Source organism: Streptomyces sp. NPDC006925 (genome assembly GCF_042869575.1).
Taxonomy (GTDB): domain Bacteria; phylum Actinomycetota; class Actinomycetes; order Streptomycetales; family Streptomycetaceae; genus Streptomyces.
The window spans coordinates 437,108-460,603 of record NZ_JBIAGB010000003.1; the positions used below are offsets into that span (position 1 = coordinate 437,108).

19 protein-coding genes are annotated in these 23,496 nt (G+C 73.4%); 8 read left to right on the top strand and 11 right to left on the bottom strand.

Annotated features, from left to right (window positions below; all coding sequences use genetic code 11):
- Positions 1 to 497: 497 nt before the first annotated feature.
- Positions 498 to 1,979, bottom strand: coding sequence for a hypothetical protein (locus ACFYNS_RS07010; protein WP_360298886.1), 1,482 nt, complete (start codon positions 1,977 to 1,979; stop codon positions 498 to 500).
- 187 nt (positions 1,980 to 2,166) lie between these two features.
- Here ACFYNS_RS07010 and ACFYNS_RS07015 point away from each other — a divergent pair, with 187 nt between their 5' ends.
- Together ACFYNS_RS07015 and ACFYNS_RS07020 are read left to right on the top strand one after the other, a co-directional pair.
- A complete protein-coding gene (locus ACFYNS_RS07015; RefSeq protein WP_388601445.1) occupies positions 2,167 to 2,625 on the top strand; it encodes a DUF4913 domain-containing protein in 459 nt (152 codons plus the stop codon).
- A 144-nt stretch (positions 2,626 to 2,769) separates the two neighbouring features.
- Positions 2,770 to 5,658, top strand: a complete 2,889-nt coding sequence (locus ACFYNS_RS07020) for a BTAD domain-containing putative transcriptional regulator (RefSeq protein ID WP_388601313.1) — start codon at positions 2,770 to 2,772, stop codon at positions 5,656 to 5,658.
- A 131-nt stretch (positions 5,659 to 5,789) separates the two neighbouring features.
- Here ACFYNS_RS07020 and ACFYNS_RS07025 read toward each other — a convergent pair whose 3' ends face one another.
- From ACFYNS_RS07025 to ACFYNS_RS07055, 7 genes are all read right to left on the bottom strand, one after another.
- The gene (locus tag ACFYNS_RS07025; protein ID WP_388601316.1) at positions 5,790 to 7,304 is read right to left on the bottom strand and encodes an RICIN domain-containing protein; all 1,515 of its coding nucleotides are present in this window, start codon (positions 7,302 to 7,304) and stop codon (positions 5,790 to 5,792) included.
- 274 nt (positions 7,305 to 7,578) lie between these two features.
- On the bottom strand, positions 7,579 to 9,066 hold the full coding sequence (locus tag ACFYNS_RS07030; protein ID WP_388601319.1) for an ATP/GTP-binding protein: 1,488 nt from the start codon (positions 9,064 to 9,066) through the stop codon (positions 7,579 to 7,581).
- 220 nt (positions 9,067 to 9,286) lie between these two features.
- The gene (locus tag ACFYNS_RS07035; protein WP_360301906.1) at positions 9,287 to 10,786 is read right to left on the bottom strand and encodes an SCO6880 family protein; all 1,500 of its coding nucleotides are present in this window, start codon (positions 10,784 to 10,786) and stop codon (positions 9,287 to 9,289) included.
- Entirely contained in the window at positions 10,773 to 12,119 is a 1,347-nt protein-coding gene (locus tag ACFYNS_RS07040) for a hypothetical protein (RefSeq protein ID WP_388601322.1), read from the bottom strand. Before ACFYNS_RS07040 ends, ACFYNS_RS07035 begins: the two co-directional genes overlap by 14 nt.
- Entirely contained in the window at positions 12,119 to 12,883 is a 765-nt protein-coding gene (locus tag ACFYNS_RS07045; RefSeq protein ID WP_360301912.1) for a hypothetical protein, read from the bottom strand. Before ACFYNS_RS07045 ends, ACFYNS_RS07040 begins: the two co-directional genes overlap by 1 nt.
- Before the next feature lie 51 nt (positions 12,884 to 12,934).
- Positions 12,935 to 13,252, bottom strand: a complete 318-nt coding sequence (locus ACFYNS_RS07050; protein WP_075000170.1) for a hypothetical protein — start codon at positions 13,250 to 13,252, stop codon at positions 12,935 to 12,937.
- Between the two features lie 13 nt (positions 13,253 to 13,265).
- Positions 13,266 to 13,712: a DUF6668 family protein gene (locus tag ACFYNS_RS07055; RefSeq protein ID WP_360301915.1), complete on the bottom strand. Its 447-nt coding sequence runs from the start codon at positions 13,710 to 13,712 to the stop codon at positions 13,266 to 13,268.
- 300 nt (positions 13,713 to 14,012) lie between these two features.
- Here ACFYNS_RS07055 and ACFYNS_RS07060 point away from each other — a divergent pair, with 300 nt between their 5' ends.
- The 4 genes from ACFYNS_RS07060 (at position 14,013) to ACFYNS_RS07075 (ending at position 17,904) form a co-directional block, all read left to right on the top strand.
- Entirely contained in the window at positions 14,013 to 15,044 is a 1,032-nt protein-coding gene (locus ACFYNS_RS07060) for an NlpC/P60 family protein (RefSeq protein ID WP_360301918.1), read from the top strand.
- Positions 15,041 to 15,745: a hypothetical protein gene (locus ACFYNS_RS07065; RefSeq protein WP_388601326.1), complete on the top strand. Its 705-nt coding sequence runs from the start codon at positions 15,041 to 15,043 to the stop codon at positions 15,743 to 15,745. Before ACFYNS_RS07060 ends, ACFYNS_RS07065 begins: the two co-directional genes overlap by 4 nt.
- Positions 15,746 to 15,775: 30 nt before the next feature.
- Positions 15,776 to 16,636, top strand: coding sequence for a hypothetical protein (locus ACFYNS_RS07070; RefSeq protein WP_388601328.1), 861 nt, complete (start codon positions 15,776 to 15,778; stop codon positions 16,634 to 16,636).
- Positions 16,637 to 16,893: 257 nt separating this feature from the next.
- Positions 16,894 to 17,904, top strand: coding sequence for a DUF389 domain-containing protein (locus tag ACFYNS_RS07075; RefSeq protein WP_388601331.1), 1,011 nt, complete (start codon positions 16,894 to 16,896; stop codon positions 17,902 to 17,904).
- A gap of 44 nt (positions 17,905 to 17,948) precedes the next feature.
- Here the strand turns inward: ACFYNS_RS07075 and ACFYNS_RS07080 are convergent, their stop codons facing one another.
- A complete protein-coding gene (locus ACFYNS_RS07080) occupies positions 17,949 to 18,803 on the bottom strand; it encodes an alpha/beta fold hydrolase (RefSeq protein WP_388601333.1) in 855 nt (284 codons plus the stop codon).
- 345 nt (positions 18,804 to 19,148) lie between these two features.
- Here ACFYNS_RS07080 and ACFYNS_RS07085 point away from each other — a divergent pair, with 345 nt between their 5' ends.
- Positions 19,149 to 19,334 carry a hypothetical protein gene (locus tag ACFYNS_RS07085; RefSeq protein WP_388601335.1) on the top strand — a complete coding sequence of 62 codons (186 nt, stop codon included), beginning with the start codon at positions 19,149 to 19,151 and terminating at the stop codon, positions 19,332 to 19,334.
- Between the two features lie 81 nt (positions 19,335 to 19,415).
- On the opposite strand, the gene ACFYNS_RS07090 is transcribed toward ACFYNS_RS07085, so the two are convergent.
- On the bottom strand, positions 19,416 to 20,351 hold the full coding sequence (locus ACFYNS_RS07090) for a hypothetical protein (protein ID WP_388601337.1): 936 nt from the start codon (positions 20,349 to 20,351) through the stop codon (positions 19,416 to 19,418).
- Between the two features lie 86 nt (positions 20,352 to 20,437).
- The gene (locus tag ACFYNS_RS07095) at positions 20,438 to 20,830 is read right to left on the bottom strand and encodes a peptidase inhibitor family I36 protein (protein ID WP_360302341.1); all 393 of its coding nucleotides are present in this window, start codon (positions 20,828 to 20,830) and stop codon (positions 20,438 to 20,440) included.
- Between the two features lie 365 nt (positions 20,831 to 21,195).
- Between ACFYNS_RS07095 and ACFYNS_RS07100 the strand changes: the two genes are divergently transcribed.
- Positions 21,196 to 23,451, top strand: coding sequence for an MMPL family transporter (locus ACFYNS_RS07100; protein WP_388601339.1), 2,256 nt, complete (start codon positions 21,196 to 21,198; stop codon positions 23,449 to 23,451).
- The last annotated feature ends 45 nt before the right edge of the window (positions 23,452 to 23,496 follow it).

Genomic DNA, 23,496 nt, shown 5'->3' on the forward strand with positions numbered 1-23,496 from the left:
CGGGGCCGCGGTCTGGTTCGGCAGCCCCGGGTGACGGACAGCAGGAGCACGCTGCCGTAGGCGGCGGCCAGGACCGGAGCGGTGAGCACACCGACAGCCGCACCGATGTCCCACCAGCGCACGTGCAGCGGCCCGTTGCGGCACACCGCCGTCAGGACGCCGCCGGCCAGGCCGGCCGGCAGCCCGGAGCCGACCAGCCGCACGGCTACGAAGCGGCGGCGCAGACGTACGGACGCAGCGGGCTCCAGCGTCGGCACTCCTCTCATCCGCATGCCGGTGACAGCCGGCCGTCCTGGTACACCGACCCCGGCCAGTGGCAGTACCCCGGCTACCGAGCGGCAGCGTTCCCGCTCTCCGAAGGGGGCGGGGCGGCGGCAGGTGAGGTGCCGCCGCCCCACCGGCCGCCCCACCCGCACAGGGAGCCCGTCGCACCCGTCGCGCCCGCCGCGCCCGTCGCGCCCGTCGCGCCCGTCGCGCCCGTCGCGCCCGTCGCGCCCCTAACGGCTGCGCGACGGACCCCGCTTCGGGGTCCCGGTCTGCTGCACGGCGGGAGCACGGTACGGCGACGGCGGCGAGGGCGCCGGGGTCCCTGTCCCCCGCGCCTCGCCACCGGGAAGGTGCTCGAGCGACTGGTTGGCCACGACCGGGCTGAAGCTGGGCGAGACGGTCCGCGACACCGGACTCACGGTGGGACTGACCGGTGTTCTGACGGTCGGATCGGCAGAGCTTTGAGCAGGACTCACCGGCCTCGTCCCCGGACTCCCCGCAGGCGAGGAGTTCCGGGCCCGAGCGGGTGCGGTGTCGGGCGCGTCCAGCGGAAGCTTGGGAGGAGGGACGGGCAGTTTGGGCGGTACGGGCGGACCGGTCCGGCGCACCGCGGTGTCCGCCCGGTCGGGAGCCACGGCCCGGGACACCGCACGGGTGGCGGCATTGTCGGTACGGGACCCCGGAGCCGACTGCGGAAGAGGGGCACGGGGTGGCGCCACCGGGGTCTGGCCCGCATAGTGCGGCAGTTGGGGCAGTCGCGGTGGCGCGGCCATGCGGGCCCCGGGGACCGCAGGCGCACCCTCCTCAGCCGTACGGGCACGGGTGCCGCCCTGCTGCGCCGGTTTCCGGGCCGTCAGCCTGGAGAGCCAGGACCGTTCGGACGGCGGCGCCTCGGTGCTCTTCGCGTACGAGCGGGCCGCTTGCGCGAGTGAGACGTTGAAGGGCAGCAGATTGCGGCTCGCGGCCACCTGGTAGCGGGTCTTGCCGTCGATGAGTTTCGAGACCTCCGCCCGGACAGCCGCTTGCTGCTCAGGGCGGAGCTTCCCGTACTGCTCGAGGGCCGAGTCGGCGCCCTCTGCCGACTGCTCCTTCATCAGGCGCCGTCGGCCGTCGCGCTGTTGCGGCGGCGGCGCGAAGCCCTGGCCCGGAGGAGCCATCGGATAGCCGGGCCCCTGCGGTGCGAAGCCGGGCGGCTGGGCGAAGGGGGGTGCCCCAGCGGGACCGCGCCCCTGCACGAAGCCCGGCGCCTGCGGGAATCCGGGCGCCTGGGCAGAGCCCGGTGCTGCCAGGGGCTGCTGCCTGCCGGGGGGTTCGGGGTTCCACTGGTACCCCTGGAGGTCCGGGGACTGCCGGGCCTCGGCCCATGGCGCCTGGTAGTCCTCCTGGCTCCGGGTGGGAGGCGGCTGCTCGAAGGAGTGCTCTCCCCCGTCGGCCGCCGGCGCCGGTCCGCGCCGGTAGCGCAGCACGCGCAGCCAGATGTCGCGCAGCACGCGCAGCAGTTCGTCCGCGACATCGTCCGTTGCCTGTCCCGCCGAGCCCGGAGCCGGCGGTGGACCCGAGCGCTGTACCGCCGCTCGGGGCAGCGGTCCCCAGGCGGGAGGTGCGGCGAACTCCTGCTGTCGCGCACGCGTGCTGGCCCGTAGCTCCTCGTCGAGCAACTGCCGCGCCAACCGCTGGGGCCGGAGACGGCGTGGACTGGTCGGCTCAGGCATAGGGACGTCCTCCGCGTCGTCGGCACCGACTGCTCGACGACGTCACGGATCCGCTCGGCGTTCGGTTCAACGGCCCGCCGGAAGCCGACCGGACCGAGTGAACCGGGCGCGGCCGCGGCACGTGGTGTTCTCGACGGCACTGCCGGAGCCGACCGTGACCGGAGGAGCAGGAGTACCGGGAATGTCCATGGACGACGAGACCTCGAGCCACGCCCAGGACGGCGAAGGGAGTGCGGTGGGTCGGCCGGACGGTGCCGAGGAGAAGCCCGCCACGCCCCGGTTCATCCTCTACAAGGACGGGCCGGAGTACCAGATGGAGTTCCAGCGGCTGACCCAGTGGACGCACCACGTCCTGCTGCCCGTCTACGGCCGCGAAGTCACCTCCACCGCTCCCTGGTGCTCGCGCTGGTGGGAACATCCCGAAGCGATCGCCCAGCTCCACGGTCTGTGGCTGGCCTGGGCCGCACTGACCGGCCCGGTCGCGGACTTGACGGGTCCTGCTTCGTGGCACCGGGACTTCCTGGGACCGGTGATGAGCAGCCTGCGGGACCCCTCGGGCCCGTTCGCCGGCTGCAAGCCCGGGAACCACCGCGCCAAGGAGCCCCCGCCCGTCGAGCCGCTGTTCCCCCCGCCGCACGCCGTCTGAAGACGCACCCTCGCCTCCGGCTCCGACCGGTCTCTCCGGACAGGATCTCGAACGCGTTACGTTCCGAAGTCCGGGTGGGAACCTCTCGGTGAGAAATGCAACGGGGTACTTCCGGATCGTTTGGGCCTCGGTAGAGTCGAACTCGTGAACGTGAGCCATACGAACTCCCTGCGCGTCGCTGTTTTAGGACCGGTCCGAGCCTGGCGCGGGGAGCAGGAGGTGGCCCTCGGGTCACCGCAGCAACGTGCCGTGTTCGTCGCGCTGCTGCTGCGCCGCGGACGGCCGGCGACGGTGGGCGAACTCGTCGACGCCATCTGGGGTGAGGATCCGCCGTCGGGTGCGGTCACCGTGCTGCGTACCTACGTGTCGCGACTGCGCAAAGTGCTGGAGCCGGGTCGGAAGTCCGGGCAGCCGCCGCGGGTGATCGTCTCCTCCGCGGACGGCTATCTCGTCCGCGTGGCCCAGGACGGCTTCGATCTCGACGTGTTCGAGCGGCGCGTGGCCGAGGCGAAGAAGCTGCGCACCGGCGGTTCCCTGCGCGCCGCCGACGAGTTGCTGCAGGCGGCACTGGAGCTGTGGGACGGCAGGCCGCTGGCCGGCGTCCCCGGCCCGCTGGCCGCGGCCGAGCGCTACCGGCTCGACGAGCAGTGGTTGAGCACCTGCGAGACACATCTGGACCTCGGTCTGGAACTGGGGCGCCATGAGGAAGTGGCCGCCAGGCTGACGGCGCTGACGGCGGGGAACCCGCTGCGCGAACGGCTCTACGAGCTGCTCATGCTGGCGCTGTACCGGTCCGGGCGGCAGGCCGAGGCGCTCGCGGCCTACGGCGAGATCCGCGGGACGCTGATCTCGGAGCTGGGGGTCGAGCCGGGCGCCGCCCTGGTGGATCTGCACACCCGGATGCTGTCGGCCGATCCGTCGTTGCGTGCGCCGGCACCGGCGCAGCCCTCCGGCGGCACGGCGGCGGCGGACTCCCCGCAGCCGACGGCCGCGGCACGGCCGGCGCAACTCCCCGCCGACCTGCCGGTCTTCACCGGCCGGGAGAGCGAACTGGCCCAGACCCACAGTCTGCTGCCCGCCGACGGCGGGCATCCGAACGCGGTGGTGATCAGCGCGATCGGCGGCATGGCGGGAGTGGGGAAGACCACCCTGGCGGTGCACTGGGCGCACGAGATCGCCCACCGGTTCCCCGACGGCCAGCTCTACGTCAACCTGCGGGGCTTCGACGCGACCGGCTCGACGATGCATCCGGACGAGGCCACCCACGGGTTCCTCGACGCACTGGGCGTGCCTCCGGGGCAGATACCCGACCGCCCCGACGGGCGCACGGCGCTGTTCCGCAGTCTGCTCGCCGACCGGCGGGTCCTGCTGCTGCTGGACAACGCCCGGGACACCGAACAAGTGCGGCCCCTGCTTCCCACGGGTCCCGGCTGTCTGGCCGTCATCACCAGCCGGAACCAGCTCACCGGTCTGATCGCCAACGACGGGGCCCATCCGCTGACCCTGGATCCCCTGCCGCTCGCCGACGCCCGCGACTTCCTGGCCCGGCGGATCGGTACGGCCCGGATGGCCGCCGAGCCGGAGGCCGCTGACGAGATCATCGCCTGCTGCGGGCGGCTCCCCCTGGCGCTGGCCATCGTCGCCGCGCGCGCCGCCACCCACCCCAGTTTTCCGCTGTACGCGGTCGCCGAGGAGCTGCGGGACAACCACGGCAGCCTCGACGCGTTCGCCGGCGGGGACCTCAGCACCGACGTGCGCGCGGTGTTCTCGTGGTCGTACCACGCGCTGTCGGCCCCGGCCGCCCGGCTGTTCCAGTTGCTGGCCGCCGCGCCCGGCCCGGACATCTCCGCACCCGCCACCGCCGCCCTGGCGGGCCTCGACCTGCGCGAGACCCGCGGGCTGCTCACCGAACTCACGCACGCCCATCTGCTGACCGAGCACTTCCCCGGCCGCTACGCCTTCCACGACCTGCTGCGGATCTACGCCCACGAGCAGGCCGACTGCGAGGAGGCGGCGCCGGAGCGACAGCAGGCGATCGAGCGGATCCTCACCTGGTATCTGCACGCCTCCGCCGCGGCCTCCCGGTTCATCACGCCGAACCGGCCGCGGGTTCCGCTGGTGCCGCTGCCCGAAGGCTGTGTCACCCCCCGGTTCACCACCTACGACCAGGCGCTGAAATGGTGCTCGGCCGAACGTTCCAACCTGATCGCGGCGATCAACCAGGCCGCCACCGGCGGCCGCTCCGGCATCGCCTGGCGGGTGACGGCCGTCCTGTGGGGCTTCTTCTATCTGCGCAGCCACACCAACGACTGGCTCTCCTGCAACAGGGTGAGCCTGTCGGCGGCGCGCCGGGACGGCGACCGGAAGGGCGCGGCCGAAGCGCTCACCGGGGTGGCCAACGCGCTGACCAACGCGGGCAGGCTGGACGAGGCCATCGACCACTACCATCAGGCGCTGGCCGCCTGGCAGTTGCTCGGCGACGAGAGCGGCGCCTCGCGGATCACCGGCAACCTCGGCGACGTCTGCCTGCGGGCCGGCCGGATCGAGGAGGCCCTGGTCCACCTGCGCAAGGCGCTGGAGACCTACCAGACGCTGGGGCACGGCTGGGGCGAGGGCATCTGCCTGAACAACCTGGGCGAGGCCCATCTGCGGCTCGACCGGCTCGACGAGGCGCGCAGCTACCTGGAGCAGGCACTGGAGGTCCAACGCGCCACCGACAACACCTGGGTGGAGGGCATCTCGCTGGACTTCCTGGGCACGGTCCACCACCGCCTCCAGCACCACGAGGCGGCCATCGAGCACTACCAGCACGCGCTCACCAAGCACCGAACGGTCGGCAACCGGTGGGGTGAGGCACAGACCATCGATCACCTCGGCGACGTCCACCTGGCCACCGGTGCGCCGGATGCCGCACGCACGCACTGGAGCCGCGCCCTGGCACTGCTGGAGGAGTTCAACCACCGGGACGCCGCGGGCATCCGCGAGAAGCTCGGCGCGCTGGACGGCGAGCCCGGCAGCACACCGCGGGGCTGAGCCTCCGGTGGCCGCCGGGTGCCGGTCGGCCCCGGGGCCGGGTTCTCCCGCCCCACGGCCGGCCGCACGCGCAGCGGAGCGAGGCCCGGACAGCGCCGGCGACCGCTGCCGTCCCCGTGCGGGCCCGGGCCTCACGGCTTCTTGAAGCGCCACTGGTGGTCGTCGGCGTCGTCACAGCCGAAGATCAGCAGCTGGGCGTTCGTCTTCTCCCCGGCGCCCGCCACATCGAGGCACTGGTTGCCGCTCTCGTGATTGCGGATCCAGTACGTGCCGTTGGAGCGCTTGTCGAGCCACCAGAGCTGGTTGTCGTTCTTGGGACGGCAGTGGTATTCGGTCACCGGGGACCTGGCGGCCTTGGGCCCGAAACCCGCCAGGTCCAGGCACAGGTTGTCCTTGACGTTGCGGATCAGATAGAGGTCCGCCTTGCCGGGCCCGCCGTCCTTCACCTTCAGGTCCAGCTTCCACCGCTGGTTGCCGCCGCGGGCGCCGGCGGTGGTGTCGCAGTCGCCCTGCTGGACCCGGCCGTCCGGCTTGCCCTTGCCGGTGCCGGGCACATCCAGGCAGCCGCCGGTCTTCCGGTTCACGACCATGGTCACCCCGTGCGGGATGCGGCTGCGGTTCGGCGCCTTCCTGACGTGGTCGTCCTTGCCGCCGGAGGACTTCCCGTCCGACGAGTCGGAGTCCTTCTCGGAGTCCCCGGCGTTCTCGGCGTCCTCGTCGTCGGGCTTCTCGGGCTTCGAGTCCGCCGACTTCGGCTTGTCCTTCTTGTCCTCGTCCTTGTCCTCGGGCGAGGGGGACCCGGACGGGGAGCCGCTGGGATAGGGCGGGCGGGAGGGGTGCACCGACCCGCCCGGGCCGCGGTCCGGCTCCTCTTTCGGATCCTCGACCCGGATCTTCCCGTCCGCCCTGTCGCCGCTGCCCCCGCTGCTGGCCCCGGCCAGCGCCAGCGGCGTGGTGACCAGCGCCGCCACCGCTACGGCCACGCCCCCGACCACCCAGGGCTTCTTGAGCAGGCTGCTGGGTACGAACTCCACGTCCGAACCGCGCGTCGCGCCGCCCGCGGCCTTTCCGGAGCCGGGCGAACGCCCCGGCAGGGACGGGCGCCGGATGGACGGCATGGACGGGCGCGGGATCGAGGGCCGCGGGATCGAGGGCATCGCGGTACGCGACCGGACCGCGGCCGGTTGCGGCTGCCCGACGGGCGCGGCAGCAGGCTGCGGGGCGGCCGGTCCCTCCCCCGCCGGGGGGCCGGCCGGGGACATCGGCATCGGTCCGGCCGGGACCGCCGCCTCGGCAGCCACCGGTCCGGCCGGGGCCGCGGCGTCGGCTTCCGCGGCGTCGGGGGCACCGCCGTCCGCGGAGTCCTGCCCCGCGAGTCGGCTGGAGCCGTCGGGGCCGACCTCGACGCGCACCGCGTAGCCCGTCGCCGGGTTGGAGATGGCCGCCGTGACCGGGTCGTCCCGCAGCTGCGCGTACCCGTGCAGGGTGTCCAGGATCGCGGTGTCCAGCGGCTGGTCCCCGAGCACCGGGACCGGCTCGCCGTCGATCGACGCGGCACCCTCTCCGGTGATGACGACGTCGAAGGGGGCGGGCTCGGACTGCCCCGGCGGCACGCCCGGCGGCTGCGCTTCTCCGTCCTCGCTCATGTTGCACCACTTCCTGACGACTCGGCTTGCGACGAACGAACTCCCGGATGAACACGGACTCCTGGACGGACCGGTTCAACCACGCACCGGCAGCCGTCGTCCCTGCCCGTCCCGTCGCCGGACCGGGCCCGGGGCGCCGAACGGGGAACGCGCCCCGGGCCCGACTCGGGCGGAGACCCGGGTGGGGGCCCGGCCTCCGCCTCTGTTCACGGATCGGCGGCCGGAACGGTTCACCCGCGGGGGCGGACGCCTCCCCCGCGGTCCGGCGCACGTCTCAGGCCGTCTTGTTCCAGCGCTTGTTGGTGTTGTTGACATCCAGTTCCCCGGCGGTCAGGTCCACGTGAACGGGAATGCCGGGGCGGCTGCCGACCTTGACGAGGAAGTTGCCGAGTCCGGGCGGGTCGGCCTGGCGGCTGCGGGAGCTGTCCCAGGCCGGCGGCGTGGACCAGTCGACCAGCAGCCGCTTCTCCACCTCGGTGAGCTCCACCACCTGCGCCAGCTGCGGCATCTCGGCCGGGGGCAGACCGGCGCAGACGACCATCCCCGCGCGCTCGACGAAGCCCTTCGCCTTGATGCGGTCCTCCTCGGTGGGCAGCGCGAGCAGGTCGCCGATGGTGTGGGTGACCATGGCGAGGCCCACGCCGCGCTGCCGGTCCAGGCGGGTGAGGGCGTTGACCCGGTCGACCAGTCCCCGGCCCGCCTGCAGCACCCGCCACAGCTCGTCCATCACCAGGAAGTGGTTGCGCTGCGGCTCCAGTCCGGCGTCCGCAAGCGCATGCGCCGTGGAGACCGCGCCGAACCCGTAGGACCAGCAGGACAGCAGCGCGGCGGCCTGGAGCAGGGTCTCGCTGTCGTCGATGTTGCTGACGTCGAAGCACACCGGCCGGTCGAGCTTCATCGGCTCGGTGGTCGGACGGGCGAACGAGTCGCCCAGCAGGCCGTCTCCCAGCAGCGCGGTCAGCGACGCCTCCAGGTTCTCGGTGATGTCCCGGTAGCGGGTGATGTCCCCACGGTCGAGCGCGACGGCGCGCACCGACTCCGGCGCCTCCTTGATGACCTGCACCAGATCGGCGAGGACCGGGGTACGGCCGGGGCCGTGCCGATCGTCGAGCACGTCCAGTGCCGCGGCCAGCACGGTCTCCTCACGGTCGCTCGGCGGCTCCGAGCGCAGGATGGTCACCAGCGCGGACACCATGTGCAGCCGGCGGCTGTGGGTGGCGGCCAGCAGTTGCCGGCGCGCGTCCCCGGTGAGCCGGGCGGCCGCCGCCGTGGACTCCCCCGGGTCGAGGACGTTGAGGTGCCCGCGGCCCCGGCCCAGGCTGATGACCTGCCCGCCGATCGCCCGGATGAGGTCGACGTAGTCGGGCTTGAGGTCGCCGAAGATGAGCGGGTGGACGCCGTAGCCGGACAGGCCGAGCGCCATCCGCCGCACCACGGTGGACTTGCCGAGCCCGGGGCGGCCCAGGACGAACATCGACGGGTTGGCCAGCAGGCCCGTGCGCATGAACCAGCTCACCGGGTCGCAGCAGACCGTGGCCCCCGAGTCCAGGTCGCGGCCGAGCGGCACCCCCACCATCGGGGTCCCCGCTCCGGCGCCGAACGGCCACAGGCCGCACACCTGGACGGAGGTGCCGCGCCATTCGGGTGCGGGATCGACGTATCCGACCATGCCGCCGCCCCGGCCGGGCCAGCCCCGCGCGGTGGCCCGCGGCAAGCTCGGATCGGCACTGCGTGCCCGCGTCTTCTCGGCCCTGTGTGCCATCAAATCCTCCTGTGCTGTGTGGCCGCGTCCGGGGCGTCCCTCGCCCGATCCCCGATCTGCGGGTACGTGGTGGCTGAGCGCGCAGTCGACCGCACCCTGACGGGCCCCCGTGCCGCGACGCTCCGGCCGGCTGCACCGGCGGCCCGGGGCGGGCGAGAGCGCGGCCCGGTGCCGGGTCCGCAGGATCCCCGGGCACCCCACGGCGGTCCGGCGATCTGCGTTACATCGCGTCCCGTACGGTCTGCGGCAGCGCGGTGTGCAGCGGCAGCACCAGGCCCAGGGGCAGCGCGGCGGCGAAGGCCGCGGCCTGCGAGCCGTAGGCAGGTCGGACCGCGATGCGGGCGGCCGGCGCCAGATTGTCCACCGCCGCGGTGGCCAGGGGCAGGTCCTCGGCGGAGTCGACGGTCGCGGTGATGAGCAGGCCGAACTGGATCACTCCGTGCCCCTGGGCCTGCTCCTCGGCCGCCTTCCGGGCCGCCACCACCTCCGCGTCGTCGCTCGCGCGGCCGATCGGCTGCTGCTGCGCGGTGAACAGCGCGTTCTTGTAGTCCTGTTGGACGACGCGGGCGCCCTCGGCGCGGCTGTGCGGACGGTAGAGCAGCGTGACCCGCTTGCGGGCGATGTCGCGGCTGGGCTGCACCAGCCCGGTCAGCACGTTGGAGAACACCTCGCCCTGCGGGGCCTCGGTCATGGCCCAGGTGATGCTGTGCACCCCGTCGTGCCGGTAGTGGTCCCACTCCTCCTGCGCGGCAGTCGGACCCGCCTGGTCCCAGGTGAGTCCGGTGCCTCCGGCGGCGCGCGCCTCCTCGACCAGCTGCGCGACGGTCGGGTCGTAGGCGACCCGCACGGCTTCGGCGAGTTCGGTCGCCGTCATCGGGACGGCCGTGCCCGCACCGGTCATGGACAGGCCGGCGGTCAGTCCCGGGAGCCGGGTCCCGATGTGCACCGCCATCTCCTCGACGTTGCGGCGCGGCGCACCGGCCCGGGCCGCACCCGAGTAAGTCAGCGCGATCCGGGTGCTGATCTGCGCCGAACCGCTGGGGTAGGCGGCGACCACATCGCGCAGCATCTCGCGGGCCAGGTCCGGCGCGTCGTCGACGGCGTTGGCCCCGATCTCCTGCTGGAGCCGGACGCCGGGGTCGGGCGCGGTCTCCACGGTGACGCTGGCGGCCACGAGCCCCGGTTCGGTGCCGAGCGCCGAGAGCCACTGGCCCCAGTGGGCCACCCAGATGTCGACCTGCCGCTCGTCGACGAGCGCCGCGCCGTCCGCGTCGCAGGAGACGACCACCGTGTGATGGTTGGTCGCGGGCACGGTGATGACGGCGAACGGGCGGCCGTAGCCGTCCTGCGCCTCGCTCAGGGAGGACTGCGCGGCCAGTCCCGGCAGCCGGCAGCTGCCGCCCCCCGCCCGGCCCAGCGGACCGGACCGGTAGAGGTTGCCGCCGGAGGAGGTGTTGCGCCACCAGGCGAGCCGCACCGCGCCGCGCTGCATCAGGGTGCGGCCGTGCCTGTCACGCACCGCCAGCGGTGCCATGGCCAATGCCAGCACGACGGCCAGTCCCAGCGCGATCCACACGGAGACCAGTGTGCTGAGGACGACGGCGATCAGGCCGCCGAACAGCAGCATGGTCGCCCCCAGCGACAGGCCCCGCAGTCCGGAGGCGCGCGGCTTGCGGAAGTTGCCGTAGGTGCGCGGGCCGGATCCTTCAGTCACTGCCATGGGGTTCCCCCTGCTGGTCGTCGCGGTGTCGGTGGGTGGCCGTCGAGAGCGCGGAGGAGAGCGTCTCCTTGACGGCCGTGGGGCCGGCCCGGTCGGCGGGATCGTCCGGTGCGGTCTGCTCCGTCTCTCCGGGGCGGTCGAGCAGGGCCGCCGGACGGGACCGGCCCGTTCGCTGGTCGGCGGCGGAGTGTTCGGATCCAGGCGTCGCCTGCGGTCCGCCCGCACCCTGCGCGGGCCTGCGGCTGGTCGCGGCGTGCCCCGGACTGCTGCGGGCGCCGGTGGCGTCCCCGCGCTCCCGGGCCGCGGTCGCGCCGGAGACCGATCGTCCGGCGGCCGGTCCGCGCAACTGCGGCACGGCCTGCGCGCCGCTGGCCACGACCCGGCTGCCGCCGGAGCCGGAGGACGAGCCGCCGCCGAGGCCCGCGGTCGTCGCCTGCACCGCGGGGGCGGCGAGGCGGAGCAGCGCGGGGAGGGTGCAGCAGGCCAGCACCAGCAGGACGACACCCGAGACCATGGAGATGATCTCGTTGCCCTCCCCCTTCGGCGCGTTGCCGGCCATGGAGAACGCGGCCGCGTACACGACCGCCGCGGTGGGTTTGTAGAGCACGAACGCCAGCAGCCAGCCGACGGACTTGCGGAACCAGGCCCGTCCGGAGGGGGTGGAGCTGGCCGCGGCGGACAGCGGGAGCGTGCCGGTGAGGATCACCAGCAGCGCCACCCGGGCGATCATGAGGGCTATCTGCACCAGACCGGCCCCGATGACCAGCAGGGACATGATCAGCACGAGGAAGGAGGAGTCCGTGCCGCCCAGCGCGAGCATGGCCGAGACGCGGTCGTCGAACTCGTCCACGCACTGCTCGACCGGCTCGCCGGCGGCGCTGATCTGCTCACAACCGGTCGATCTGTCGATGATCCAGACGCTGAACTTGTCCCCGGCCACGGTCAGCAGGTTGACCGCCGCCACCCCGGCCGAGGAGACGACGATCAGGTTGAGCAGCCCTCGCACGGCCTGCTTTCCGGGCTCGCCGCGGCGCTGCCAGGCGATGTGCCCGGCTGCGACGACCAGGCACAGCACGGCGGTGAAGGAGGTGAACCACAGGGTGGAGCCGCGCAGGAACGCCGCGGGTCCGCTGTCGTAGCTCAGCAGGGGGCTGTCGATGTCCGTCCACGCGCTGCCGAGCGCCTTGACGGTGTCCGCGGCCGCCTGGGCGGCGCTGTCGGCGATGTTGTCGAACGCGCTGTCCCCGAGATCCTTCGGGCCCGTGCCCTCCCCTTCGCCCACGCAGTAGCCGCCGACCGTGGGGCGTACCCAGCCGAAGTCGCAGCCCGCCATCACACACCACCCCATTCGACGTATCCGGCCAGGGAGTCGACCGGGGCGGGCGCCGGCGGATCGGCCGGGTACTCCAGCTTCCAGTCGCCGTCCCGCCACAGCACGGTGGTGCTGGCGGCCTGCATCCGGCCGTCCTGGAACCGCCACACGGTGCGGATCACGGCGGTGCTTCCGGTGTAGCTGACGAAGTCGAACCCGGCGATCTGCCCCTGGGCCGCGCCCTCCTGGGCCCGCGGGTCCGCCGTGCGCTCCGAGGCGGCGCGGGCCTTCAGGTAGGGGTCCCGGCCCGCGCCGACGGTCTGCGCGCGGGTGACCCCCTGCCAGTTGTCGGCGGCCAGATAGCGGACACTGATCTGACTGGTCGCCAGCAGCGCGCCGAGCGGGGTGTGCGCGTAGCAGCGCGCCACGTCCTTCTCGACCACGGCCGGGCCCGCGGTCTTCGACGAGGGGAGGGCGACGGCGTGGAACAGCTTCCATTCCACGCCCTCGGGCGGGGCGGTGGGGACCTTCCTGCCCGTGTCGTCCTCTCCGGGGCAGTCACCGCGGTCCGCCGCGGCGGACGGCGGTGGCTGCCCGGTGCGGGCGTCCGCAGCCGGTGCAGGTGAGGCCGCACCGGAGCCGCCTTCCGGTGTGTCGGAGGAGACGAGGACCGCCCCTCCGATGACGGCGACGAAGCCGATGAACGCGACCGCGAGGACGAAGCCGTTCCGCAGCCAGGGGCTGCGCGAATCGTCGCTTCCCGCGCGGTTGCCGGGCTCTGCCATGTCCCTTCCCATCCCTGTGATCCGCATCGCTGCGCTGTCCGTTGCGGTCCGTCAGACGAGGGCGCCGACGATGCCGGAGGCGGAGCCCACGAGCAGGCAGGCGCCCAGCACGTAGCCCAGCCCCTTGGCGTGCTCGCGTCCTCCGCCCCGGGAGTGGTCCAGGGCCATCCGGGCCGCGACTCCGAAGATCCCTGCGACGCAGAGCGCCGTGACGGTCCATGCCACCCACTTGAGGACCGTCAGCAGTCCGTCGGCACCGGGCGGCGCCGCGCCGCCGCCGACGTCCGGAGGGCCGGAGGGCACCGACCCGGCGGCGAGCTGGGCGAGATCCTGGGAGGCGGCCGAGGCAGCCGCCAGCAGAGTGGACATGCGGGGTTCCCCTTCAGGCGGGTCGGGTGAGTCGGGTCAGATCGCGTGCCAAGGGCGCGCATTCCTTGGGGAGATGGGTCAGGGGCGACTCCCCGAGCCGCCACTGCTCCACCCACGGGATCTCCCACAGCCGGGGCACGGCACCGGAGACGAGGTACAGCAGGTCGCGCAGGGCCTTGGGGCGGCGTCCTGGGGCGTCGGCGACGACGACAAGGCCCAGCAGTTCGACACCGGTGACGAGTTGCGAGGCCCACTGCTGGGCGGCGCTCTGCACGGCCTTCAGTCCCCCCGCGTCGGAGCGCGCCACGAGGACGACCGGTTGCGGCGCCCCCGCCGAGGGCCAGGCGCGGCCCGCGTCCCGGCCGCCGGGCACCGCCTGCTCCAGAGTGCTGACCCCGGCGCCACCGTGGACGCCCAGCCACCACCAGCCGTGCCCGGTGTCCTGCCGTGTCGGGGCCACGGGCAGCAGCCGGTCCGGCCACGGCACCCCGCCCTGGGGAGCGGTCGGACCCGTGACCGGCGTCGGACCGTCCTGAACCGATCGCCGCGGCTCCCCGTTGTTGCCCCCCGAAGGGTGGGCCGGAGTCGGAGAGAGCCAGGGGTTGGAAACCGGCACTTCCCCGGCCATGGCCTCTCCCTTCGGCGGCGTGCTCGACGCCGCGCTCGAACTCATGGGTGGTCACGTGGTTCCACGTGCTGGATTTCGGACTGCGGACCCTCATACGGACTTTCGCCGGAACTGGTTCAAGAGGGGGTGCGGATGCCCGCAACCGCGTTGAGGGTGGCTGGGGGTGTCGCAGCCGGCCTGCTCGCCATGCTGGTCGGACTGTCCGTCGTGGCGGCGGCCGAGGAGGAGGAAGCCGGCGCTCCGGCCGGGCTGGTGACCACGCTCGACTCGCGGAGCGTCCCGCCGGAGTACGTGGAATGGGTCGAGCGGGCCGGACGCGAGTGCGCCGAGGTCAGCGCCCCGTTGATCGCCGCGCAGATCGACGCCGAGTCGGGTTGGGACGCCACTGCGAGGAGCCGTGCCGGGGCGCAGGGGCTGAGCCAGTTCCTGCCCGGCACCTGGAAGACCTGGGGGGTGGACGCGGCGGGCAGGGACGGGAGTTCCGAACCGGACGGAACCGCCGATCCGTTCACCCCCGGCGACGCCATCATGACCCAGGCCCGCTACGACTGCTGGCTCGCGAAGAAGGTGGCGCCGCTGGGCAAGGGCGCAGACCCGACCCGGCTGATCCTCGCCGCCTACAACGCGGGGCCGGGTGCGGTCCAGGAGTTCGGCGGCCTGCCGCCGTATCCGGAGACGCAGAGCTACGTCACCAGGATCATCACGGCGATGACCGGCTACTCCGGCGACATGGCGGACGAGGAGGGCGGCCCGTTCGGCGACCGCGTGGTGGCCTACGCCAAGAAGTGGCTCGGCACCCCGTACGCATGGGGTGGCGGCGGGCCGGAGGGCCCGAGCCGGGGCTTCGCGCAGGGGGCGAACACGGTGGGGTTCGACTGCTCCAGCCTGGTCCAGGCGGCCGTCTACCACGCCAGCGGCGGCCGGACGCTCCTCCCCCGCACCTCGCAGGCCCAGGTCACCGTGGGCAAGCCCGTGGACGGCGACGCGCTGCGGCCGGGCGACGTGATCGGCTTCGACCTGCACGGCAGCTTCGACCACATCGGCATCTACGTCGGAAACGGGCAGTTCATCCACGCGCCGAAGACGGGCGACGTGGTGAAGATCAGCCGGCTCGGTGACAGCTACTACACCAGCAGGCCCCAGAAGGTGAGAAGGTTCGGATGACAGCACTTGGTCGGCGCGCCGGGACCGCGGCGGCGGTACTCTCGCTCACACTCGCCGCCACCCTGGCCGGATGCGGCTCCGAGGACGAGGGCACCGCCGCGTCCGGGGGAGCCACGCGGCAGCCGCGCGCGGGCGCCTCGCCCTCGGCGTCCGAATCGTCGGGGCCGTCGGGTTCGTCCGCCGCGGACGGCGACGCCTCGCGCTCGCCCTCGCCCGGCGGTTCGGCGGAGGCGGAGAAGAAGACGCGGGGCACCCCCAAGGGCGGCGTCCCCAAGCCCGGGGACGTGGACGGGAAGGATGCCGACGAGGTCGCCGAGGGCGCGCTCACCGCGATGTGGACGCACGACACCACCGTCGACGACGGTCCCGGGGACGCCGCCCGGCGCACCGCGGACGCCGGCTGGCTGACCCGCTCGTACGCGCGGCAACTCGGCGGCCGTCGCGGCGGTTCGGCGCCCGGCGCCCAGTGGCAGCGGTGGGCGGACCACCGCGCCTACACCACGGTCGCCTTGGACCGGACCGAGGACGCGGCGAAGCCGGAGGACACCGACACCGTGGCCTGGCGGCAGCTGACCGTCACCACCACCCCGCACGGACGCGACGGATGGACGCGGGAGCCGGCCTCCGTGGTGGCCTACGTGCACCTCGTCCGGAAGTCAGCCGACGCGTTCTGGCGGGTCGCCGACGTCACCGTGCGCTAGCGCCGGGGATTCTCACCAGGAAGGGATCTCATGCCCACCACCTACGAACCCGCCGAGGTACCGGGCTGGCCCGCCTACGCCTTCGTCGTGCAGGACAGCGGCCGCGTGGCCGTCTCCGGTCCGCTCCTGCCCGCCGCCGAACACCCCACCCGGGCCTCGGCCGTGGACGCGGTGGCGGCAGCGGCCGTGGGGCTCGGACGGCCGGTGCGGGCCCAGGCGACCGAACGGGACGGCACCGTGTGGCACCTGGTCATCTCACCGGACGGAGCGGTAGGCGAGCTGTCCGTCGGCGCCCGGCAGGGCAGGGCGTCAAAGAAGCGCACCGCGCAAGGACGTGCCGCCCGCCGCCCGGACCCCGGTCAGGCGCAGCCGGCACCGGAGCCCGCCTCCGAAGCGCCCGTCGCGGCGGGAGCAACCACCCCCCAAGCCCTCTGCGACGCTGTCGACCGCCTGGACGCGTACGCGGCCGCGGGCCGCGCGGACGAGGCCGAGAGCCTGGCCGCCGAGCTCGACGAGCACGCCGCGAACGCGCTCGGACTGTCCCACCCCGACGCGCTGCTGGTCCGGGAGGCGCGGGCGCGGATCACCGGCCAGGCCGGGGACGCCGTCGGCGGAGTGCTGCTGTACCGGGACGTCGCCGAACGCTGGCACTACCGGGGCGCCCACGGGCAGGCCGAGGCGGTCGCGGACCGCGCCCAGGCGCTGTGGCTGGAGATCGCCGACCTGGCGACGGCGGTCGCCGCCGGGGTCTCGGTGGTGCGCATGCGCAACCAGATCCCCGGCGAGGGAGGCAGCGCGTTCGCCGCCGCGGTGGAGCACCAGGCACGGCTGGAAGCCGCTCGGGACGCAGCCGCGGGCGCCGCCGGACCGCGCCGCGCGGCGGTGCGGTAGCAGGAGCGCTCCGCCCGGACCCGGTGCCGGGCGGACGCTGCGGGTCGGGACCGGCGGACCCGCGCTGTGCCGGACGGCGCGGCTCGCGGTGCCGCGGACGGCGCTGCTCGCGGTGCCGGGCGTGCCATGCGGGGCGGCGGAGCGCGCTGTCAGAGCGTGCCGTGCCCGGCGGCGGAACGGTCCGCCCGCGACGGGGATCCGCCACCGGGCACCGTGTCCTGCACGCCGGATCCGTGTCGGCGCCGATACTCGGGGACATGCTCAGCGGAGTTCGTGCCCGTGTTCTGCCGACCGCCCAGCGCCGCTCGCCGGACGAGCTGGCGCGGGATCTCGCCCCCGCCTACGGGGACACCGCCGCAAAGGCGTCGGCGTTCTGGACGATACTGACGCTCTCCTCGGTGATCGCGGCGGGCGGGGTGCTCACGGACTCGACGGCCACCGTCATCGGCGCGATGATCATCGCACCGCTCTCCACGCCGATCATGGGTATCGCGCTGGGCTCGGTGCAGCGCCTGCGAACCGGCGCGCTCAGGGTGGTGGTCTTCGCCTGCCTCCTGGTGATCGCTGTCGGAGCGCTGTTCTCGCTGGTCCTGCCGACCGATTTCGACCTGCTGTCGGACAGTCAGATCGCCTCGCGGACCTCGCCGGGCCTGATGGACCTGGTCGCCGCCCTGGCCACGGGCTTCGCCGGCGCGGTCGCGCTCGCCCGCCGGGACGTCGCCGCCGTGCTGCCCGGGGTGGCGATCGCCATCTCCCTCGTCCCGCCCCTGGTGGTGGCCGGAGTGTGCCTCGGGCACCTGGCGGGCTGGCTGGCGCTGGGGGCACTGGTGCTGTTCGTCTCCAACCTCTTCGCGCTGGTCTTCGGCGGCATGGTGGTCTTCGCCGCGCTCGGCTACGGCACCGAAGCCGCGGGGACCGCCGCGGGCACCGGACGGCCGACCCGCAGGACGTACGTCGCCATGGCGCTGCTGTTCGCCGTGGTGTTCGTCCCGCTGTCGGCCAACACCGCGCTCACGCTCCTGCTGAACGTCTGGACCGGCCGGGCCAAGGACGTGGCCCAGCACTGGCTGGCCGACGCGCCCGGCTCCTCCGTCACCCGGGTGGACGCGGCCTCCAGGACGCTGCACATCCACGTCCGCTCCCCCGGGGAACTCCCGCCGGTCGCACAGCTGCTCGACGGCCTGGAAGGTCGGATCCCGGACGGCATCCCGGTCGTGGTGGACGCGACGCGCGGTCGGCGCGTCGACGCGGGGCGCACCGGCGGCTGACGGCTGCGGCCCCGGAGCCCGGGGCCGCACCGTTCCGGCCCCGGTCAGCCCGCGGCGGTCTCCAGGAAGGCCCGGACCTCCCGGTTGAAGGCCGCGGGGTTCTCCCAGAAGGCGAAGTGGCTGCCGCGCCGGTCGAGAATGCGCAGGGTGGCACCGGGGACGGCGGAGGCGACCGAGCGCGCCGCCGCGGTCGGAATCACGCTCTGCGCCCCGCCCATGACCAGCGTAGGAACGGTGATCCGGGGCAGGACGTCACGCCAGTCCTGCATGACGTTGTCCAGCAGCAGCCGGCCCGCGTACTCCCGGGGGAGGAGCAGGTTCTGCGCGAGGACCCAGCGGCGGTCCTCCTCCGGCGCGGCCGGGGTCCACATGGCGTCCAGGAATCCGGCGGTCAACGCCTCGGCGTCCGCCCGCGGGTCCCGGAGCTGTGCGACGACGTCGGTGATCTGCCCGAGTCCGTACAGCGCGCCGAGGCGGGGCGCCAGCTCCGCCGGCCAGTACGGCTGGGAGATCAGCACGGCGGGCTCGTCGAACAGCACCAGGCGTGCCAGACCGGTGCCGCCGAACAACTCCCAGTAGGACCAGGCCAGCGCGCACCCCATGGAGTGGGCCACCCAGACGACGTCGTCCAGTTCCAGGGAGCGCATGAGCTGGTGGATGTCCGTCGTCAGCCGGGCGATCCGGTAGCCGTGATCCGGCTTGTCCGAGCGGCCGTGGCCGCGGTGGTCGACGGCGACGACATGGTGCGTGCGGGCGAAGTCGGCGATCTGATGGCGCCATTGCGCCGCGGTCTGGGACCAGCCGGGCACCAGGAGCAGATCCGGACCGCTGCCGGCCTCCAGGTAGTGCAGCCGCACCCCGTCGTCCGTCGCGGCGAAACCGCTGCGCACGCCGTCCATCGCACCTCCCGCGTCCGCCGCCGCACCCCGCGGCTTCGCCGGGAGCGGCAGGGCGGCGCCCAGCGGCACTTCACTCCGAAAACGGGGGCCTATCGACTGAAACCGTTGATACGGGACGATAGTCCACCGCTGACGTGCAGCACGGACGCGCGCCGTTCCGCGCACGGACCGGGCCCCCGAAGCGCGGGCCGGGACCTCGGGAAGGCGGCCGGGCGGGACCGGCAGCCGACGGGCTCGGCGTCCGGGGCATCGACGTGCCAGACTCGGCGCCCGGACCGGACGGCCGGGCGCCGCTGCACCCCGATGATCCCCGAAACCCGCCCACTCCCCCGAGGAAGCGACCACATGAGCGAGACCGACCGGCGTGAACGCTATGCGACAGCGCTGTACCGCACTCTGGGGTACAGCGCCGAGCGGCACCCGTGGGCGGGTCTCTCCGCGGCACGGCGCGAGATCTGGTACACCCGGGCCGAGGCCGCCATGGCCGTCGCGGACGAGGAGATCACGGAAGCGCTGCGCACGGCGGACTGAGCCGCGGCCACCGCGCGGCGCACACCACCGCGCGACGGGCCGCGCGGGCCGCCGCCGGCCCCCGTCGGCGGATGCGTCGGCTCAGCTCCCCTCCAGGACCCGCCGGGCGGCCGCCATCCAGGCACGCTGGGCCCGCAGCAGTTTCGCGAAGGCCGCGGGGTGTTCGCCGATCGCCGCGCGCTGGATGCGGTTCTCGGCCGCGTTCCACACGGCGACCAGGTCGGTGCCCTTCTTGCAGCGGACGTCCGTGCGGGCCTGCCGGATCTCGGCCGCGGAGGCCCGGTCGCCCCGCAGCCAGCGCTCGTCCGAGAGCGCCTGCATCGGATCGGCGTAGCGGTAGCCGGATTGCCGCATGCAGGCGCTCCAGGCGCGGAAGACCCGCGCCACGGAACGGGCCTTCATGGAGCGCTCGTAGGTGGTGCCGATGGTGTCGTCCAGCAGCGCGAAGTCCGCGTCGGGCACGTCGTCGAGCAGTGCGTCCTCCGCCTGCTTCACACAGCCGCCGGTTGCCTTGCCAGGACGTCCTTCCGGACCGTAGGCAGCCGTCTTTCCGGCGTCGCCGAGTCCTGCGCGGCGCGCGGCCGCGGCCGCCGCACGGCGGGCGACGCCGGGCCGGTCCGGGGGCAGGTGGTAGCCGTAGCCGCGGGCGATCTCGGGCTCCACCACCCCGTAGCGGCGCCGGTTGCGCGGCTCTGCGTCCTGCGCGGCGGTTCTCGGCAGCCGCTCCCAGGACAGCCCCCGGCGGCGCATGCACCGGGCGGTCAGCAGGTCCTCGGCGGCGTCGAGGACCTCCTGTTCGGCGGGCGAGGGGTCGTAGCGGTCCAGCGGCACGCTGATCGCCCGCGCCTCCTCGCCGGGCGGCGGGACGGAGGCGGCGGCCGGTCCGCCTGCCGCGGCCTCCGGATCCGGTCCGGGGTGCGGCTCCCCGGCGCACCCGGTGAGCAGGCAGAGCAGGCAGAGCAGGCAGAGCAGCGTCGAGTTCAGGGGCAGGACGGCCCTGGAACGGCAGAGCGGCACGATCGGCCTCCGGCGAGCGGGGGCGCGGCGCGGACGGGTCCGCGCCGCGCTGCTGCATGAGCATGTCGTCGGGCTTCGGACCGTTCCTAGAACTGGAACTTCACCGAACTGGCCTTGTTGTCGAAGTGGTTGTTGGTGAAGTCCTTGTCCTCGCTCTGCTTCCGGGCGACATAGCGGGTGCCGCCGTAGTTCTTGTACTGGTACAGCGTGACGCTGTAGCCGGTGTTGTTCGACATGGAACTCGCCTTGTTGTCGAACCTGTAGTCCGAAGCCGCCAGGTTCGGGACGTTCTCGAGGAAGATGCGGGCGCTGGTGCCGCGGTAGGCGTCGTGCTGGAAGAGGCAGAACGTCCAGTTGGTGCAGTGCAGCTTCGCGAGGTCCGCGTCGGCCTGCTGGGCCTGCGCGACGGAACCCGAACCCAGTACGGCGACGGCACTCAGGAAGACGGTGCCGAGCAGTCCACCGATCCTACGCTTCACGTGGAATCCTTCTCTTTGCAATAGACAAGCGAATGACGTAACGACGCCTCATATGCGTGCAGTTGAGGCACACACCAGGCATCGCGGAAGTGAAGTAAAACATCAGCGGCGGCGGTTGTACACGGGTTCGGCCACCCGGCCCCCGCCGCTCGCCGGCGAGCCCCCGCCGACCGCCACCCAGCCCTCGGCAGACATGTTAAGAAAATCTGACACTGCCAAATTCTTCATCTCCTCACTAGCGTCATGCCCGGCGACGAAGAGACCGGCCCCACGCCGCCCCGGTGAGGTCGCGCGCCCCGTGCGGGCACGCCGAACCCGGCTGTTCCCCGTCGTTTCCCTGTACGGACGCAAGAAGGAGATTCCGCGTGTTTGAGCGCATAGCCGAGCTGGCGATCCGCCGGTCCCGGCTGGTATTGATCGTCGCCGCCGTGGTCGTCGCCCTCATGGGCGCCCTGGGCGCGGGCGCGTTCGGCAAGTTGCTCGCGGGCGGCTTCGACGACCCGGCCTCCCAGTCCTCCCGGGCCCGCGACGCCATCGAGAAGGAGTTCGGCGGCGAGACGAACCTGGTCCTGCTGGTCCGCGCCGCCGACGGCCGCGTCGACGACCCGGCGGCCGAGCGGACCGGCCGGGCCCTGGTCTCCGATCTCAAGGCCGAACAGGACCTGGGGAAGGTGGTTTCGTACTGGGACACCGGCAGTGCCGCACTCCGCTCCGAGGACGGCCGCGAAGCCCTCGTACTCGCCCGGGTGAAGGGGCACGACGCGGAGCAGCAGGAGAACACCGAGCACGTCCTCGACGCCTACGGCGGAACGTACAAGGACACCCTCACGGTCAAGGCCGGCGGCAGCGCCGGAGTCAGCCACGAGATGGGGCCGCAGACCGAGGAGGACCTCGTGCTGGCCGAGTCCATCGCCGTACCGCTCGTCCTGGTGCTGCTCCTGGTCGTCTTCGGCACCGTGGTCTCCGCGCTGCTGCCGCTGCTCATCGCGCTCATCGCCATCGTAGGGGTGTTCGCGCAGCTCTTCCTCGTCGGCAGCGTCACCGACGTCTCCGTCTTCGCGATCAACCTGACCACGGCCCTCGGCCTCGGACTCGGCGTCGACTACGCCCTGCTGATGATCAGCCGGTTCCGCGAACAGCTCGCGTCGGGGGCGAGCGTGGAGGACGCCGTCCGCACGACGATGAGCACCGCGGGGCGCACGGTCGCGTTCTCCGCCGCGACCGTGGCGGCCGCACTCGCGGCGCTCATGGTCTTCCCCCAGTACTTCCTCCGCTCGTTCGGCTACTCCGGGGTCGGTGTCGTCGTCATCGCGGCCCTGGCGAGCCTGTTCGTGATGCCGGCCCTGCTGAACGTGCTGGGACGCCGCGTCGACAGCGGACGGATGCCGTGGGCGAAGCCGGGGCGTGCCGGATCCGCCGCGACCGGCTGGGGGCGGCTGGCCCGCACCGTCATGCGGCGGCCCGCGCTCACCGCGCTGCCCGTCCTCGCGGTGCTGCTGGCCGCGGCGAGCCCGCTGCTGGGCATCACCTTCGGCACCCCGGACGAACGCGTGCTGTCCGAGAACGCCGAGAGCCGCCAGGTCTCGACCTCGCTCCGGGAGAACTTCGACGGCAACGACGCCGCCGCCCTGCACATCGTCATCGACCGCGCCGTGGAAGAGCCCGCGCTCGCGTCGTACGCGGCCGCACTCTCCGAACTGGACGGAGTCGTCCGGGTCGAGGCCGGCACGGGGGTCTACGCCGACGGGCAGGCCGCGGCGACCGGCCCCGGCAACCCGGCGCTGAGTCGTCCCGCCGCGCAGCAGCTCAACGTGGTCAGCTCCCTGACCCCGAAGTCGGAGGCGGCCCGGGACCTGGTCGAGGAGGTCCGCACGGCCTCGCCGCCGCCGGGGACGCACCCGCTGGTGGGCGGGACCGACGCCGAACTGGTCGACTCCAACGCCTCCATCGCCGGCAGGCTCCCGCTCGCCGTGGGTCTGGTCGTCGTCACCACCTTCCTGCTGCTCTTCCTGTTCACCGGCAGCATCGTGCAGCCGCTGCGCGCCCTGGCCCTCAACGTGATCAGCCTGGGGGCGACCGTCGGCGTCATGACCTGGATCTTCCAGGACGGCCATCTCTCCGGGCTGCTCGGCTTCACCCCGCAGCCGATGGAGACGTCGATGACCGTGCTGATGTTCTGCATCGCCTTCGGCCTCTCGATGGACTACGAGGTGTTCGTCACCAGTCGGATCAAGGAACTCCACGAGCGCGGCGAGGACAACCAGTCCGCCGTGGCCAACGGCCTCGGGCACACCGGGCGCATCGTCAGCGCCGCGGCCTGCCTGCTGGCGGTGAGCTTCTTCGCGTTCGGAGTCGCCGAGATCAGCTTCATGAAGCTGTTCGGTCTGGGCAGCGGCCTGGCCATCCTCATCGACGCCGTCGCCGTACGCGGCATCCTCGTCCCCGCCGCGATGCGCCTGCTGGGCCGCTCGGCCTGGTACGCACCCGGATTCCTGCGCAGGTTCCACGACCGCTTCGGCCTCAGCGAGGGCGGCCACGCGCCCGCGGCGGAGCCGGAACCCGCCGCGGAGGGATCAGCCGTCGACCCGGCGCCGCGCCCGGCGGATTCCGCGCGGATCTGACGCCCGGACCGCCCCCGCTGCCCGCCTCCCCCGTCCCGGGAGGCG